This window comes from Chamaesiphon sp. OTE_75_metabat_556, from assembly GCF_031378165.1.
Lineage (GTDB): Bacteria > Cyanobacteriota > Cyanobacteriia > Cyanobacteriales > Chamaesiphonaceae > Chamaesiphon.
Genome location: NZ_JANNDR010000388.1, coordinates 1 through 16,246, shown reverse-complemented (window position 1 = coordinate 16,246; position 16,246 = coordinate 1). Strand labels below are relative to the sequence as shown.

General features: G+C 45.9%; 18 protein-coding genes and 1 pseudogene. 10 read left to right on the top strand and 9 right to left on the bottom strand.

Translation table 11 applies throughout. The features are described from left to right. Nucleotides 1–5 precede the first annotated feature (5 nt). The 5 genes from RMO27_RS15735 to rppA form a co-directional block, all read right to left on the bottom strand. Nucleotides 6–590: a Uma2 family endonuclease gene (locus RMO27_RS15735; RefSeq protein WP_309734170.1), complete on the bottom strand. Its 585-nt coding sequence runs from the start codon at nucleotides 588–590 to the stop codon at nucleotides 6–8. Between the two features lie 242 nt (nucleotides 591–832). Then, a complete protein-coding gene (locus RMO27_RS15730; RefSeq protein WP_309734168.1) occupies nucleotides 833–1,114 on the bottom strand; it encodes a helix-turn-helix domain-containing protein in 282 nt (93 codons plus the stop codon). Then, complete coding sequence (locus RMO27_RS15725) at nucleotides 1,107–1,436, bottom strand: hypothetical protein (RefSeq protein WP_309734166.1); 330 nt, start codon at nucleotides 1,434–1,436, stop codon at nucleotides 1,107–1,109. Before RMO27_RS15725 ends, RMO27_RS15730 begins: the two co-directional genes overlap by 8 nt. A 171-nt stretch (nucleotides 1,437–1,607) precedes the next feature. Further along, on the bottom strand, nucleotides 1,608–2,975 hold the full coding sequence (gene rppB / locus RMO27_RS15720; RefSeq protein WP_309734164.1) for a two-component system sensor histidine kinase RppB: 1,368 nt from the start codon (nucleotides 2,973–2,975) through the stop codon (nucleotides 1,608–1,610). 167 nt (nucleotides 2,976–3,142) lie between these two features. Next, a complete protein-coding gene (gene rppA / locus RMO27_RS15715; RefSeq protein WP_309734163.1) occupies nucleotides 3,143–3,841 on the bottom strand; it encodes a two-component system response regulator RppA in 699 nt (232 codons plus the stop codon). A gap of 134 nt (nucleotides 3,842–3,975) precedes the next feature. On the opposite strand from rppA, the gene RMO27_RS15710 reads away from it, so the two are divergent. The 5 genes from RMO27_RS15710 (at nucleotide 3,976) to pth (ending at nucleotide 7,808) form a co-directional block, all read left to right on the top strand. Beyond that, nucleotides 3,976–4,674 (top strand): DUF305 domain-containing protein, encoded by a 699-nt coding sequence (locus RMO27_RS15710; protein ID WP_309734161.1) that lies wholly within the window; start codon nucleotides 3,976–3,978, stop codon nucleotides 4,672–4,674. A gap of 151 nt (nucleotides 4,675–4,825) precedes the next feature. Further along, the gene (locus RMO27_RS15705) at nucleotides 4,826–5,590 is read left to right on the top strand and encodes a glutaredoxin (RefSeq protein WP_309734160.1); all 765 of its coding nucleotides are present in this window, start codon (nucleotides 4,826–4,828) and stop codon (nucleotides 5,588–5,590) included. Then, nucleotides 5,590–5,763: a hypothetical protein gene (locus tag RMO27_RS15700; RefSeq protein WP_309734159.1), complete on the top strand. Its 174-nt coding sequence runs from the start codon at nucleotides 5,590–5,592 to the stop codon at nucleotides 5,761–5,763. The genes RMO27_RS15705 and RMO27_RS15700 overlap by 1 nt, the downstream gene beginning before the upstream one ends. Nucleotides 5,764–6,003: 240 nt before the next feature. Further along, a complete protein-coding gene (gene recF / locus RMO27_RS15695) occupies nucleotides 6,004–7,116 on the top strand; it encodes a DNA replication/repair protein RecF (RefSeq protein WP_309734158.1) in 1,113 nt (370 codons plus the stop codon). 74 nt (nucleotides 7,117–7,190) lie between these two features. Continuing rightward, nucleotides 7,191–7,808 carry an aminoacyl-tRNA hydrolase gene (gene pth / locus RMO27_RS15690; protein ID WP_309734157.1) on the top strand — a complete coding sequence of 206 codons (618 nt, stop codon included), beginning with the start codon at nucleotides 7,191–7,193 and terminating at the stop codon, nucleotides 7,806–7,808. A 126-nt stretch (nucleotides 7,809–7,934) separates the two neighbouring features. Here the strand turns inward: pth and RMO27_RS15685 are convergent, their stop codons facing one another. Beyond that, nucleotides 7,935–8,297 (bottom strand): hypothetical protein, encoded by a 363-nt coding sequence (locus RMO27_RS15685; RefSeq protein WP_309734156.1) that lies wholly within the window; start codon nucleotides 8,295–8,297, stop codon nucleotides 7,935–7,937. Between the two features lie 194 nt (nucleotides 8,298–8,491). On the opposite strand from RMO27_RS15685, the gene pnp reads away from it, so the two are divergent. After that, nucleotides 8,492–10,633, top strand: coding sequence for a polyribonucleotide nucleotidyltransferase (gene pnp / locus RMO27_RS15680; RefSeq protein ID WP_309734155.1), 2,142 nt, complete (start codon nucleotides 8,492–8,494; stop codon nucleotides 10,631–10,633). Between the two features lie 516 nt (nucleotides 10,634–11,149). Here pnp and RMO27_RS15675 read toward each other — a convergent pair. From RMO27_RS15675 to RMO27_RS15665, 3 genes are all read right to left on the bottom strand, one after another. Continuing rightward, nucleotides 11,150–12,256 carry a protein rep gene (locus RMO27_RS15675; RefSeq protein WP_309734154.1) on the bottom strand — a complete coding sequence of 369 codons (1,107 nt, stop codon included), beginning with the start codon at nucleotides 12,254–12,256 and terminating at the stop codon, nucleotides 11,150–11,152. Nucleotides 12,257–12,393: 137 nt separating this feature from the next. After that, the gene (locus tag RMO27_RS15670; protein WP_309734153.1) at nucleotides 12,394–12,771 is read right to left on the bottom strand and encodes a type II toxin-antitoxin system PemK/MazF family toxin; all 378 of its coding nucleotides are present in this window, start codon (nucleotides 12,769–12,771) and stop codon (nucleotides 12,394–12,396) included. Then, a complete protein-coding gene (locus RMO27_RS15665) occupies nucleotides 12,764–12,988 on the bottom strand; it encodes a hypothetical protein (protein WP_309734152.1) in 225 nt (74 codons plus the stop codon). The genes RMO27_RS15670 and RMO27_RS15665 overlap by 8 nt, the downstream gene beginning before the upstream one ends. 201 nt (nucleotides 12,989–13,189) lie before the next feature. On the opposite strand from RMO27_RS15665, the gene RMO27_RS15660 reads away from it, so the two are divergent. The 4 genes and pseudogenes from RMO27_RS15660 (at nucleotide 13,190) to RMO27_RS15645 (ending at nucleotide 16,038) form a co-directional block, all read left to right on the top strand. Further along, a complete protein-coding gene (locus RMO27_RS15660; RefSeq protein WP_309734151.1) occupies nucleotides 13,190–14,791 on the top strand; it encodes a glucose-6-phosphate isomerase in 1,602 nt (533 codons plus the stop codon). Nucleotides 14,792–14,894: 103 nt separating this feature from the next. Then, nucleotides 14,895–15,086 (top strand): annotated as a pseudogene (locus RMO27_RS15655) (transposase family protein); the annotation flags it as partial. Nucleotides 15,087–15,590: 504 nt separating this feature from the next. After that, nucleotides 15,591–15,785 carry a hypothetical protein gene (locus RMO27_RS15650; protein ID WP_309734150.1) on the top strand — a complete coding sequence of 65 codons (195 nt, stop codon included), beginning with the start codon at nucleotides 15,591–15,593 and terminating at the stop codon, nucleotides 15,783–15,785. Further along, a complete protein-coding gene (locus tag RMO27_RS15645; RefSeq protein WP_309734149.1) occupies nucleotides 15,772–16,038 on the top strand; it encodes a type II toxin-antitoxin system RelE/ParE family toxin in 267 nt (88 codons plus the stop codon). Before RMO27_RS15650 ends, RMO27_RS15645 begins: the two co-directional genes overlap by 14 nt. The last annotated feature ends 208 nt before the right edge of the window (nucleotides 16,039–16,246 follow it).

The window sequence follows — 16,246 nt, the reverse complement described above, 5'->3', positions numbered from 1 at the left end:
ATTAATTAACTTTCTAATTCAGGAGCGAATACAATCCCTTCAAATACTTGCTCGATCGAGAAAGTTAAATTAATACTTTTTAGCTCCACAATGTCTCCAGCTACATACCTGGTAATTTCCCATTTACCCCGATCGTTCTTGCTGTAAAGCGCGATCTCAACTTGATCGGTATCCACCAAAACATAATCTTGTAGAATATCCGATCGTCGATATAGATTAAACTTTTCCCAACGATCGTAAGCCTTCGTACTCGGCGATAATACCTCCACAATCGTACAAGGATGAGAGATGAATTTAGTTGCAGATCGATCGCGTTCATCACAGGTAACACTGATATCTGGATAAACATAGTCATTAGATTCAGCAATCTGTACCTTGGCATCAGAATTCAGTACTCGACAGCCACTACCCCCCAGATGAGTTTTCAACAGGTAATAGAAATTTCCGCCAATCTCGCTATGATTGAGCGTCCCACCAGTCATCGCATAGATCTCGCCATCGATATATTCATACCGAAGTTCCTGCTGTTCTTCCCACTCTAGATATTCTGCGGGAGTAAGTTTGGGAAAATGTTCTCGTGCCGCAATCATTAGCGATCTCCTGAGCTAGCCGATCATAAAATCATACCACTATCGATCAAATCGATCGACCTTAACCCGATTGCTACAATTATAGATAATTCTCGTTAGCGCAGCGTCTCCTGCGGAGAATCGTTCAGATCCCCAAACAATACAAATTACCATCGAAGTACCCGATCTCCTTGGCGAACAACTGAAACAATTGGGAGATCGCCTTCCTGAAGCACTCGATCGCAAGGAACCTATACCTGTAATTACTGTACTTGAGCTAGATTTTTTGCTAATCGATCTCGATAAATAGCTTCCAACTTCAACCAAAAATTCGCAGTACTGCCTAATATCTCCGCCAATTTATGTGCAGTCTCTACCGAAATTTCTATTTCACCTTCAATTAACTGACATACTTGTGCTTCTGGATAGCCCAATCGATCGGCTAGTTGAGTTTGCGTCCAATCCCGCTCCTCTAATAGATCGGCAATAGTCTCACCAGGCGGTGAAACCCAGTCTGGAGTGAAAGGATGTGCTGTTTTAGTCATGATAATCACCTATAAAAACAATCTTTATTTGTGTAACTTTCGACCAATCGATCGCGCCATTCTCGTCTAGAGTAACTGGCTCGTTAGCTGGTTCAAACACCAGCCGTCTTCCACCTTCAAGATCTAAGGCAAACTGTCCCAATAGATCGCCTTTGAGAGGATGAGGTCTTCCAGCAACTATATCTGTGACTACTTCTGCTGCCATTAGGTTAGCTAGCCTAACTCTCAGTTTACGCGCACAAGGTTGCCCAAGTTTTCTTTGAGCGATTCTTTCTTGCTCGCAAAGCTCCTGAAGCTTGCCATCAGCAAAAGTGATTTCCATGTCCTGCTGTTATTATAATTCCACAACTGGAAACGAGAACTGCTCGTCTGCATAAAACCTTACCATCGATTTGGCTATCTCATTCCGATCGACCATAGCCAGATTGCTACAATTAGAGATAATTCTCGATCGATCGGCGATCGCCAGCATGAGTGGAATTAGTAGTATTAATTAAGTTCTCAGATCGGATGTTAGTGGCAACCGCACGGTAAATGTAGTGCCACTTTGGGGTAAATGCTGGTGGCGATCTTCCAGTTGACTCTTGACATGGATGCTGCCTTGATGTGCGGTAACGATCGCGCGGACGATCGCCAAACCTAAGCCCGTGCCACCCTGAGCGCGAGATCGATCCGATCGAACGCGATAAAAGCGATCGAAAATATGGGGGAGATCTGCACTCGCAATCCCCACACCATTATCTCGAACCGTGACGATCGCCTGACGATCGGCACAGTCTAGTCCAATGATGACAACTCCCGCAGCCGGAGTGTATTGAATGGCATTGGTAATCAAATTGGCGATCGCTCGATACAGCCTGTCGCGATCGCCGTTGACGTAGAGTGGCTTGTCGGTGGCGATTTCCAAGCGAAGATCGATCTTGTTGGTGAAAGCGAGTGGAGCTAACTCTTCCTCTAAATCGCTGACTAGCTCGTTGAGACAGCATGGTTGCGATTTCAATGCTAATTGGTTGGCTTCCAACCGCGATAGCCATAGCAAATCTTCAGCGAGACGGGTGAGATAACCAACTTGACGTTGGGCGATTTCGAGATTGTTACGCGCTTCGGGATCGATGATGGCTGCTTCGAGCGTACTATCAACCGCAATCCGCACGACAGCCAGGGGCGTGCGGAGTTCGTGCGCGGCATCGGCAGTAAATTGTTGGATCTGCTCGTAAGACTGATAAATGGGCTGCATTGCCAAGCCGGAGAGCCACCAACTCGCTCCACCGATGAGTAGCATCGCCAGTGGGATGCCAAAAATCAGCAGTAGATGCAGGCTATGCATATATTCATCTAAGAGATCGAACGATTGGGCGACTTGGAGATAGCCCCAGTGGCGATTATCGATCGTTTTGAGTTGGAGGGTGTGGAGGTGATAACTATCTCCCCGATCTTCGGTAATTGTTTCCCAATGTCCGATCGGGAGTCGATCGGGGAATTTGTATTTGGTAGAGCCAAGGGTGGCGATCGTCCGACCATTGAGGTTTAATAATCTCAGGTAATAACCTTGTTTGTAGACGAGTTTGCCAATTTGGGAATCGGGTTTAATCGGCGAACATTGGTTGCCAATTACGCACAATCCTGGTAATAGCTTCATGGCTACGGGATCGACGATTTCCGGTTGTTGCAAGACGGCTTCGAGGCTATCATGAACTGTGCCAGCGAGGGTATTTAATTCGCGATCGATCGTCCGTGAAAAAGCCCTAATCATCACTACGTGAATCATATATCCACATAGCAAGGCGATCGAGCCAATGACGATCGCATAAAAGCCAGTTAGTTGAATGCGGGTACGTTTGAATAGTCGATTTTGATGCATTTATGCTGGTCTTTATTGATGAGTAGTTATTGCTTAATGGTGAAAGTGAATAGTGAATAGTGAATAGATAAATTTAATTCTGTTATTCGACGATCTGTTCAGACATGTTTATCGATGCTTGGATTAGAGATTTCGGACAAGCCTACCCATCGCTGGAAAAATGCAACTTAATGTACTAGCGAATTTAATCGATAACCAAATCCGCGTACGGTTTCGATGGCATTTTCACAATCAAATTCAGCTAATTTCTTCCGCAATAATCGGATTTGGGCGGCGACGACATTACTGGCGGATTCGGAATCAAAAGCCCAGACGCGATTGCGAATTTGGTCGTGGGTGAGGGTGCGATCGGGATGTTGCATCAGATATTCTAACAATTGAAATTCTTTGGCTGTTAACCCAATCGATCGTTCTGTGCCCTGTGAATTAGCGATCGCAATGGCATTATTATCGTAGTCTAGCCGCAGATTTCCCACTTGCAACTGCTCCGGTTGAAATACTTGCGCGCGACGTTGGAGCGCGCGGAGTCTGGCCAATAGTTCGGCCATCCCAAATGGTTTGACGAGGTAGTCGTCCGCGCCAGCATCCAATCCGGTAATTTTATCTTCCATCCGATCGCGGGCGGTGAGCATCAGGATGGGCAGGGTATAATTTTCAGCACGCAACCGTTGACACAGTTCGATGCCAGAGATTTTGGGCAACATCCAATCGATAATTGCGAGCGAATAGGTGGTACGGTCGTGGGTGAGATATTCCCAGCCAGCTCGACCATCGACGACCCAATCGACAACGTATTGATGATGAGTGAGGCTCTTTTGGACGAGCGCACCGAGATCGGGTTCGTCTTCGATGAGTAAAATTTTCATACTGATATAAGATCGATCATCTCCTAACTAGCTGAAATTGAGATGAAACGATCGAGCGGTGAGATTTCATCTCAATTTCATCTCATCCCGATAAGATAGTAGTAAAACCATAATTACTATTTTAGCCCCGAATTATGAATACTAAAAATCGATTATTTACCCCGATGGCGATCGTGATTGGCACGATCGGAATTGCTTCGGTATCGATCGCTGGTTTGACGATGCATCACAGTCAGAATTCATCGATCGCCCAAAGCTCTGATGTCATGAATAGTGGTGGCATGAACCATGGTGGCATGAACCATGGCGGCATGAATCACAGCATGGATGTCGGCCCTGCTGATGCCAACTACGATCTGCGGTTTATCGATAGTATGGTACCCCACCATCAGGGTGCCTTGGTGATGGCACAAGAAGTACTCCAAAAATCCAAACGCCCCGAATTAATTAAGTTTGCTCAAAACATCATCACCGAGCAGAAAAAAGAGATCGCCCAGATGCAACAATGGCGCAAACAATGGTATCCCAAAGCTGCGGCAACACCCATGATGTGGCACTCAGCTATGAACCATGAAATGGCCATGACCGCCGAGCACAAACAGTCAATGATGATGAGCATGTCGCTCGGTAAAGCTGACGCTGGATTCGACAAGAGATTTCTGGATGCGATGATTCCCCATCATCAAGGTGCAGTCACGATGGCACAAGATTCATTGCAAAAATCCAAACAACCAGGCTTACAAAAATTGGCTCAAAGTATCATCAAGTCTCAACAGTCAGAAATCGATCGCATGACTCAATGGCGACAAAAATGGTACGGAACTAAAAAATAGCCACTCTTTGGTGTGTTACGCTACGATATTCGATCGACTACTCTTTGGTGCGTTACGCTCCGCGATAACACACCCTACGATATTCAATCGACTATTCACTATTCACTGTTCACTCCCAACTCCCAACTCCCAACTAATTCCGAGGTGTCTTATGAATCAACTCGATCTAAGCTCACATCAAATTAAACTCTATCGGATGTCCATGCCGGAACATGAATGTCCGTGGGGATTGAAAGCTGTCAAACTCTTACAAGAACGCGGACTAAGTTTTGAAGATATTAAGTTGCGATCGCGTGAAGAAATAGATAAATTCAAAGAAAAATATCACGTCGCCACCACACCGCAGATCTTCATCGATACCGAACGGATTGGGGGTTATACAGATCTAGCTGAGAGATTGTCAGCAACTCCCGAACAAACCGATACTTCCTACACTCCAGTCATTGCTTTGTTTTCAACAGCAGGATTGATGACGCTGGCTTTATCTCTGAAGATGGCTGGTTTCATGGGAATCTCTTTATCGATGTTGGCGAGTCTGAAACTGATGGATTTGGACTCATTTACGGAGAGTTTTCAGAAGTACGATCTAGTTACTAAGCGATTCAAACATTATGGCAAGATTTATCCTTTTCTAGAACTCGCGATCGGGTTAGGATTCTTATCAGGAATTGCACCATTGTTAACGGGAATTGCTTCAACTACAGTCGGCGTGCTGGGTTCAATCTCGGTATTCAAAGCTGTATATGTCGATAAGATGGCTCTCAATTGTGCTTGCGTGGGTGGCAATTCCAAAGCACCTTTGGGCATAGTAAGTATGACGGAAAATTTGATGATGGCGATAATGGGTGCGATCTTAATTTTTACTAGCATCACTGCTCCAGCCCAAAAACAGTCCCCAGTAGGGGCAATTCATTAATGGCCCCTACTGTCGCCAGCAGCGATGAATCAAAATCGGTAGTCAAAACTGAAGTACAGATGCAAAGATCGATCGTTTCTGTCACCGCCGCCAAAACTAAACTCAAACTTAGTGACGCCAATTATCGCGGGCGACTGGGGCGACTGGGAGATCGAGCCAATGCTGAAGGATAGTGACCGTTACCGCCCCGATCGATCTGATAAAATCTCCGGTAGAGAATTGACGATCGATCTAAAGCTGGCAAATCGGTCGAATCCACCATTGAAATTCAATATTTATTTATAAACTTAACGAATATATTTATTACTGTAGTGTTTTGCGCTCTACGACAACACACACTACAGTATTCTGAAGATAGGACTGCTGTATAATAATCAACTATTCCCTATTACCTATTCCCTAACCCCTAACTCGTGTATTTGAATCGTCTCCATCTGCGTCATTTTCGGAACTATCGGGAACAGGAAGTGATATTTTCTGCGCCTAAAACGATTTTATTGGGTGATAATGCTCAAGGTAAATCTAATCTCTTAGAAGCAGTCGAATTATTATCGACACTCAAGAGTCATCGTGCCACACGCGATCGAGATTTGGTACTCACAGGGGAAACCGAAAGTAAAATTACCGCACAACTAACTCGCAGACATGGCTCGATCGATCTCAATCTTCTGCTCCGAGATAAAGGCCGTAGAACCGCAACTGTCAATCATGAAACGCTCAAACGTCAACTAGATTTTTTAGGGATCTTAAATGCCGTCGAATTTTCGGCTCTCGATCTCGATCTAGTGCGTGGCAATCCCGAAATGCGTAGGCATTGGATCGACTCATTGCTATTTCAAATTGAGCCAGTTTATGCCCATATTTTACACGAATATCAACGGATCTTAAAGCAACGCAATAGTCTCCTCAAACAAGCAGAGCACCGGAGCTTAGATCCGGCAGAATTAGCTGTTTGGAATCATCAATTAATCGTCGCTGGAACGAAAGTAATTCGCCGCCGGATGCGGATTATCGACAGACTCGCACCGATCGCCAGCGCATGGCATACTAAAATCAGCAAGCAGACTGAAGCCTTAACGATTACTTATGCCCCAGATATAATTGCCACAGACAATACCGCCGAAGCGATTTATCAAGGATTTACCGAGCGATTGGATCTCCGTCAAGTTGCCGAACAAAGTTTGGGCATGACCCTTGTCGGCCCTCACCGCGATGAAATCGAACTGACGATCGATGATACTCCCGCCAAAGCTTACGGTTCCCAAGGGCAACAACGTACGCTCGTGTTGGCACTGAAATTAGCAGAGCTAGAACTAATCGAACAAATTGTCGGCGAACCCCCGTTATTACTCCTCGATGATGTCTTGGCCGAACTCGATCTAACTCGCCAAAATCAACTACTGAGTGTCATCGAAGATCGGTTTCAAACCTTAATTACAACTACCCATTTAGGTGCATTCGATGCTAAATGGTTGGAATCATCGCAGATTTTACAAGTTCGATCGGGCGAAATTATCCAAGCTTAAATTCTATTATTTCTCTACCCAAATTCTAATTTTCACTCTCCATCCTCCATCCTCTACCCTCTACCCTCTAAAACATGAGTGACGAATTGATAATTCCCCAGCTAATTGTCGGTCTGGGCAATCCTGGTACTAAATATGATCGAACTAGGCATAATGTCGGCTTCGATCTTGTCGATAGTCTTGCCAAACGTTGGCAAATCAATTTAACAGATCGTAAGCAATTTCAAGGTATTTATGGCGAAGGTTTCGGCAGTCACAATGCCAAAATCAGACTATTAAAACCGCAAACTTTCATGAATTTATCGGGTCAATCCGTCCGCGCAACGATCGATTGGTTTAAGCTCACTCCCCCATCGGTGCTAGTCGTCTATGACGATCTCGATTTACCACTGGGCAAAATTAGATTGCGACGATCTGGTTCGGCTGGCGGACACAATGGGATGAAATCGATTATCTCCCATTTAGGCACTCAAGATTTCCCCAGAGTCAGAATTGGGATTGGTAAAAGTGCTGGTGAGAAAGATACAATTTCCCACGTTTTAGGTAAATTTTCAGTCGTCGAAACCCCAATTGTGAGTGAAGTTATTCAGCTCGTAAATGACTCGATCGAGCTGAGTCTTAAAAAAGGCGTCGAACAAGCAATGAGCCTTTATAATAGTCGCTCGATCCCCGTGCCAGAAATTGTGGAATAATTGACTGGATTTTGCCAACAAACCGATCGAAATTAGCAATTGATTAGAAACTGCAACTATCTAACTCCCGATCATTGCAGCCCAAGTTAATTATTGAATCGCCGAACAACGCAAGCAGCCGTAAAATTAATCGATCAATCGATCGACGGCGGAGACATTCACCTTTTGCGGATTGCGATCGGTATCAGTTAAATGAGAGATACCTTGGAGAGAGCGATCTTTAGGCTTACGCACCTGCGTAGCTCGGACGTTCGCTTGCTGATGACCCCGTTTGACTTTGGCTGGGGATAAAGCTTTGGGGCGGATATTTGCGAGTACGGCATCGAGTGGCGTCGCCGAGACACTATGATATTTTAGAGTTTTCTCGGTGGGCTGACTGGTGACAACACTCGCGAGCGGATTTGGTTTGGCTAGTGCTGGAGCCATCAGCCCAAATACGATAGTAGATAAAGAGATCGCGCTCCATAAGCGTTGGTGTCGGTCGTACATTAAGAAAACCCCAATAACTAGTTACTGCTAACTTACCCATAACGATCGCCGGAACGATCGCCACTATTAAATCATTAAATTGGCAAGATCGCACCAGTCGATCGGTTAGTCATCAAAAAAATTCCCACGTAGTGACTAAGAATGTTAGGATCGCAAACAGCAAGAGAAGAAGTGAAGAAAAAAAGGACAACCTAATGGCAGAGATAAATAAGTCAATATCCTTTGACGGTAGGGATATTCGACTTAAGGTTGGAGTATTCGCACCCCAAGCTGGTGGTTGCGTCTTAATCGAATCTGGCGATACCAGCGTATTAGTTACCGCCACCCGTGCGAAAGGACGAGAAGGAATTGATTTCCTACCGTTGCTTGTAGATTATGAAGAACGGATTTACGCCGCCGGGCGCATTCCGGGTGGATTCCTCCGTCGTGAAGGCCGCGCCCCCGAAAAAGTGACATTGATCAGTCGCCTGATCGATCGACCGATGCGACCATTATTCCCCGACTGGTTGCGCGATGATATCCAAATCGTCGCGACAACTATGTCCCTAGACGAGTTAGTCCCCCCAGACGTCCTGGCAGTGACTGGAGCATCGATCGCAACGCTATTGGCACAACTCCCCTTTAATGGCCCGATGGCGGCAGTCCGTGTCGGTTTGGTCGGCGATGATTTTATTATCAATCCCACCTACCGCGAAATCCAAATCGGCGATCTCGATTTAGTCGTCGCGGGTACTCCCGATGGCGTGATCATGGTCGAAGCTGGTGCCAATCAGTTGCCCGAACAAGATATCATCGAAGCGATCGATTTTGGCTACGAAGCCGTGCAGGAGCTAATTACCGCCCAGCGGGAATTACTTGCAGAATTGGGCATCTCGATCGTCCAGGCTGAGAAACCAGCGACTGATTCTACCTTAGAAAGCTTCTTAAGCGATCGCACCACCGAAAGCATCAAAGTTATTCTCGGTAAATACGAGCCAAGCAAAGCAATTCGCGATGCCGAACTCGATGAAGTCAAAGCCAAAGCAGTAGCCGAAATCGCGAGTTTACCAGAAACCGATCCGATTCAAGTTGCCGCAGCTAGCGATAGTAAAGCAGTCGGTACCCTGTTCAAAAGCATCACCAAAAAAATGATGCGCCAGCAGGTAATTGAGACTGGGCGACGGGTTGATGGTCGCACACTCGATCAAGTACGGCCGATTTCCTGTTTCGTCGGAGTTCTACCCAAACGCGTTCACGGTACGGGCTTATTCAATCGCGGCCTGACTCAAGTTATGTCGGCTTGTACCCTCGGTACCCCTGGTGACGCTCAGGATCTCGGCGACGATCTCAACCCCGAAAATACCAAACGGTATATTCACCACTACAACTTCCCCCCTTACTCCGTCGGCGAAACTAAACCCATGCGTGCCCCTGGACGGCGCGAAATCGGTCATGGTGCCCTCGCCGAACGCGCTCTACTCCCCGTCCTCCCCACGAAAGATGAGTTTCCCTACGTCCTCAGAGTCGTATCCGAAATTCTCTCTTCCAACGGTTCGACCTCGATGGGTTCGGTCTGCGGTTCGACTCTCGCCTTGATGGATGCGGGCGTACCGATTACCAAACCCGTCAGTGGTGCGGCAATGGGACTAATTAAAGAAGGTGAAGAAGTTCGCATTCTCACCGATATTCAAGGGATTGAAGATTTCCTCGGCGACATGGACTTCAAGGTTGCGGGTACCGATACCGGCATTACTGCCCTGCAAATGGACATGAAAATCAGCGGTTTACCGATGGTCACGATCGCGGAAGCCATTAACAAAGCCCGTCCCGCCCGCTTACACATTCTAGAGAAAATGTTAGCCGCGATCGACAAACCCCGCGAAGAACTCTCTCCCTATGCCCCACGACTACTCACCTTCAAAATCGAGCCAGAGTTAATCGGCTTAGTGATCGGCCCTGGTGGTAAAACCATCAAAGGGATTACCGAAGAAACCGGAGCCAAAATCGATATCGATGATGATGGTACCGTAACCGTCTCGGCGATCGATAATGAGAAAGCCAAACGTGCGATCCAAATCGTCCAAGGCTTAACTCGCCGCCTCAACGAAGGTGATATCTACGCCGGCCGCGTGACGCGGATTATCCCCATTGGTGCCTTCGTGGAGCTGCTACCGGGCAAAGAAGGGATGATCCATATCTCCCAACTCGCCGATTATCGGGTCGGGAAGGTTGTTGATGAAGTCGGCGTTGGCGATGTAGTGATCGTCAAGGTTCGCGACATCGACAACAAAGGCCGCGTCAATCTGACCCGTCTGGGCATTCATCCCGATGAAGCTGCGGCAGCGAGAAAAGGTTAACTCGTAGGTTGGGTAGAGCAAAGCGAAACCCAATACACCCACCAATTGATTCTTTGTGGAGATCTATCTCTCCAAAAACCCCTTAAAAAGCCGATTCGCTTTTTAAGGGGTTTTGAATAGGGTTCGTAGGTTGGATAGAACAGAACGAGACCCAATAATCCCACCGATTGCTTATGCAGATGTTGGGTTTCACATTCGTTCTACCCAACCTACAGATGGCTGCCTTCGCAGAGGAGGGGACTAATATCATGACTAAATTGAAAAATCCCCTCTTGGGAGGGGTGCCCGAAGGGTGGGGTGGGTAGATCTCCGCAGTAATCCAACCTAATCGAATTTTTTGTGTAACGATACCAGCCTGACAGAATCGTCAGGCTGGTATTTTTAGTGGAATATACGGTTGCTTGAATAGATGATTGGTGGCATAGCCGATAAACATTAATTTGAACTGAAGTTTGATTCGTATCTGCCCATCAATTAATTAGAAAACAATCCTATGTTCCAACATATATCCGAAGTTTACCAAATCCTATCGTTAGCAAAAATTACTCTTGAGATAATCAAGCTACTAATGGAAATTAGGAAAAATAATCGTATCAAATAATAGTAGATCGATTGAGCAGCGATAGTAACTAGACGCAACACTATTTCTGCTTGATAGGTTGTCGCCTTGTATTTATGGTTACTCTGCTGCCACCCAAACAACAACTGTCTACCTTCTTCTCCAGTTTTGTCACCACCGATCTCAACTGATTCGATCGAGTCTGAATCTAACTCTCTCAGATATTCCTTCAAAATGCCACCAGTAGAAATTGCCCGCATATTGTGAAGTTGCTGCGTTAGCTCCAAAAACCACTCCCGATCCGCCACCATATCGCTTTCCTTCGTGCAGTATTTCAGTAATTCAGGAATTAGCACAGAAGGGTTTAGATCCTTCTTCACAGCCCGAATATCAATGATGGGGTTATAGTCCAATCGTAGACAGTCTCGCCACTGCTCAACCCATTCAGACTGTTTGATATAGCCATGACTAAAATAACTAGCCCGAACCATCAACAGGCAGTGAAAATGTGGGTGAGCAGTTTCATATTTTCCTCTGGTAACTTCCGTAGCTTTTAACCAGCCAATTGCGGGAAACATCTTCCTCCCGACCATTTGCTTGAAACTTTTATTCATCTCAGTTAAAGTATTTCGCAACTCAGTAATGTGGATATTTTTCTGAGTCAGGGTCATAAACAGCCAGCGATGAGTCGGATATTGCTCGACGACCTTTGGCAATACCTGATAAGCTTTTGCTTTCCACCTTAAACTTCTTCGCCACTGGCAAACTGGACAATGCCGCACTCTACAAAATCTTGCCGATCTGAGTTGGAATTTAAGCGCATCACCATCTGCTGCTTTCAAATCAAACTCTAACAATTGGCTACATAAAGCAATTCGCTCGGCATATCGATCAAATTTTGAGCCAGCATAATGCGACATCACCCGATCTGCAAATCGTCGATGCTTTTCCCAGGGTGTATCGTGGAGATTGTCAGGTAGTAATAGTCGATCGATACTGTTGGGCTGACTAGATTGTTCGATCGATGCAGATAGATCGATATTTTCTGTTTTTCTGAAAGTCACTACAAAACTGCGATCGAACTTGTGTACGATATCACAAGCTCAACCACAATCAAAACCCCTTACCTAAAGCCTATACAGAGCAAGCATTATTATTAGCTATTTAATCCCATATCGCATCGATGTCAAAATAGCTAAATTCAACTTTCAGGATCGAAGATTGCATCAAAACCTAGCACGATCCAAACAGCCTTCTCGATTTCGCGCCAGTACTTTTCCTCTAGCGTTCCCAGCTGATTATCGATGCGTCGATCGTCAACAACCCTCATTTGTTCGAGGTGAATCCCTCTACTTTCATCCAACCCATTAGCCGCCGTCGCGACAACATTGACAACAAAAGGGTAAGTTTTTGAGCCTTTTAGCAAAGGTGCGACCATCGTTGTGTTCGATCGAGCGTTGCCGATATCATTTTGAAGAATGACACAGGGTCTTTTTTTGGCGGTTTCACTACCTACTGTCGGGTCTAAATTCACCCACCAGATCTCGCCTCTGCGGTACCGAATCTCGCCATTAGGCATCGATGCCATCTCCTACAGTAACGTTCCACAACTCAATCTCAGATTGATATTCAGGATCGTGTGCTAGTTCATTATATGCATCTGCCAACTCTTGCAAACATCGTCTCTTTTTTTCTTTGGACAATATGTCGTTGATAAATTGGCTGCGATTTTGGCTCGATCGATCTACGAACTTCAAAACTTCTTCATCTAGCGTGATACTCACTTTCGCGGTCATGAGTTATATCCTACTAACTTGTGAGATAAAAATATCCTAACATAATTGCCAGCTCAACTTACGAGGCGTCACCATAAACACAAGCCGATCGCATCTTTTGTGTAAAGATATCCAGCCTGATAACCGTCAGGCTGGTATCTTAGTAACAGGGCACATTGAGATCGCCGTAGAATTTTTTAGATTTAAGAGGTTGGTTGAGTAATGGCAACAGGTGCATTGCTGTGGCAGCGATATCAAGATTGGTTGTATTATCACCCAGGACTAGGCTTGTATGTAGATATCAGTCGAATGCGGTTCGAGGACGCGTTGGTTTCCCAACTGCAACCCGAATTTGTCAAAGCGTTTGCCGATATGACTGCGCTAGAAGCGGGGGCAATTGCCAATCCTGACGAGCAGCGGATGGTCGGACATTATTGGTTGCGAAATCCAGAACTCGCGCCCACGCCCGAGATTGCGACCGAAATTAAGCTATCGATCGATAGTGTGACCACATTCGCTCGCAAAATCCATACAGGTGAAATTCATCCCCCTCAAGGTGGGAAATTCACAGACCTGATCACGATCGGGATTGGTGGCTCGGCATTGGGGCCACAATTTGTCTCGGAAGCGTTAGCTCCAGATCGATCGCCATTAACCATTCACTTCATCGACAATAGCGATCCAGCCGGGATCGATCGAGTCATCAGTCGCATCCAAAACCGACTGAATACTACTCTGGTGATGGTCATATCCAAATCTGGTGGTACCCCAGAACCCCGCAATGGGATGCTCGAAGTCCAGGCGATCTATCATGCCCAGCAGCTCGATTTTCCGGCCTATGCAGTAGCAGTTACTGGTGCGGGCAGCCAGCTCGATCGCGTCGCCGCAGCCGAGGGCTGGATTGCGAGATTCCCGATGCCGGACTGGGTTGGCGGACGAACTTCTGAATTATCCGTCGTCGGGCTACTCCCTGCCGCACTTCAGGGCATCGATATTCAGGGGATTTTAGCTGGTGCGAAAGAAATGGACATCGCCACGCGGGTGCCAGATCTCCAAACGAATCCTGCCGCTTTGCTCGCCCTGGCTTGGTATGCGTCGGGCAATGGCAAAGGGGAAAAAGATATGGTCGTCTTACCCTACAAAGATAGTTTGTTACTATTTAGCCGCTATCTCCAACAACTGGTGATGGAATCCCTGGGCAAAGAAACCGATCTCGATGGCAATAAAGTCTACCAGGGGATTGCCGTCTACGGGAATAAAGGCTCGACGGATCAACATGCCTACGTCCAACAATTGCGGGAGGGGATTGCCAATTTCTTCCTGACGTTTATCGAAGTCTTGCACGATCGCGAGGGTAAGTCTCCCGAAATCGATCCAGGTGTAACTAGTGGTGACTATCTCTCTGGTTTTCTCCAAGGTACTCGCCAAGCGTTGTATGAAAATCATCGCGATTCGATCGTAGTGACGATTCCGACTGTGACACCGACGACTGTCGGTGCGCTGATTGCTCTATATGAGCGAGCGGTGGGATTTTATGCCTCGATCGTCAATGTTAATGCCTACCACCAACCAGGTGTCGAAGCAGGCAAGAAAGCGGCGGCGGTGATTCTGCAGTTGCAAACCGATGCGGTGAATGCACTCAAAGGCATGACGCTGTCCGCTCCCGTGACGATCGCCGAATTAGCCGCGAAGATCGACGCACCCGATCGAGTCGAAGCGGTTTACAAGATTCTCCGTCATCTCCACGCCAACGATCGCGGTGTCGTCTTGACGGGCGATCTGTCTCAACCAGGAAGTTTGCGCGTTGCTTGGGTGGATAAATAATCTTTAGATAGAATTAGTTATTATTCAAAAAACAGGGTAGGGGCAATTCATGAATTGCCCCTACCCTGTTTTCTGCATTAGACCTCTTGCGTGAATAGGAACGTTAGAGCGGTCAGAACGTCAACACAATCGCTTGTTAGTACGACTGCGAATCATCGTCGAACATGTTAACCGAAAACTTAAAATATTTCGGATTTTGGCTGAACGCTATCGCAACCGACGCAGACGTTTTGGCTTACGATTGTTTGATAATAGCGATCGATCGATTTGCCCCACTCCGATTATCTTCAGATAATATTTCTAAGCTCAGACAACTTGCTGCTAATACTAACTCAAATCCTCACGATTTACTAAATCAGATTGTCGATCAATTTTTTGAAATTGAATCAAATTTAGACGAGAAATAGCTCTTCACTTCGTTGGCATAGTCTATTGAATGATAGCTCTATTGTCATCCCATTCGGCACCTAGTTGAATACCTAATTGGTAAGGTAATACGTTAACTATAGCTCCACTATCTATCAAGCCAATCGCTTCAATGCTGCGATCGCCTCGTCGTATAGTCTACTCTATCGATCGACAACTCAAATTCTCATTTAGGATCAATCGATATCGAGTCTTGCTCACTAATAGTATGATTCTTCAGTTTGGCAATAGCTTGTTGCATCAGTCATCCAAATCAGTCTAGAGATAGTTAATCTGGTCTAGTTCTATTTTAGTCAGAATCGATCTGAGATTGCTTTGATCGAGCATAATATAAATACAGCATAAACCGATCAATTCGATCGTCATAGTCAATATGAGTACACCCGTAAAAGAACAATACATCATTGATGCCGAAGGAAATAAGACTGCCATCATATTATCGATCGAGCAATACGAACAAATGTTAGAAGATCTTCACGATCTCGCTATTGTTGCCGAACGTCGTACCGAACAGCCAGTCAGCCTAGCAAATATGCAGGAGTGGTTAAAAGCAGATGGAATCTTATGAAATCGAATTTCAGCCATCAGTACGCAAAGATTTTCTGAAGCTGTCGCCAGATAATGCCAGCCGGATTTTGCCAAGGATCGAAGAATTAGCTACAGATCCTTTTCCCCCTCAGTCTATTAAACTTAAAGGGAGCGATCGACTATATCGAATTAGGGTTGGTGATTACCGAATTGTGTATGAAGTTGATGTAGATACTTTCCGAATTTTAATTTACCATGTCAGACACAGACGCGAAGTTTATCGCGATTTATGATTGCTACAATCTGTTAGTTTAGTTGTTGATATGGTAGATTCAGTAGAGAATGGATCGATAACTCAAATTTCCAGTTAGGATCGATCTCCACGACTAACTTTTATTAGATGAGTCATCTGGATTACTTTTTCCTGGTGGTAAGCGTAAACGGTTTTCTTGCTCCAATAGAGCATTTTTCAGTTGTAAAATTAGATTTTCTTGCTTGAGT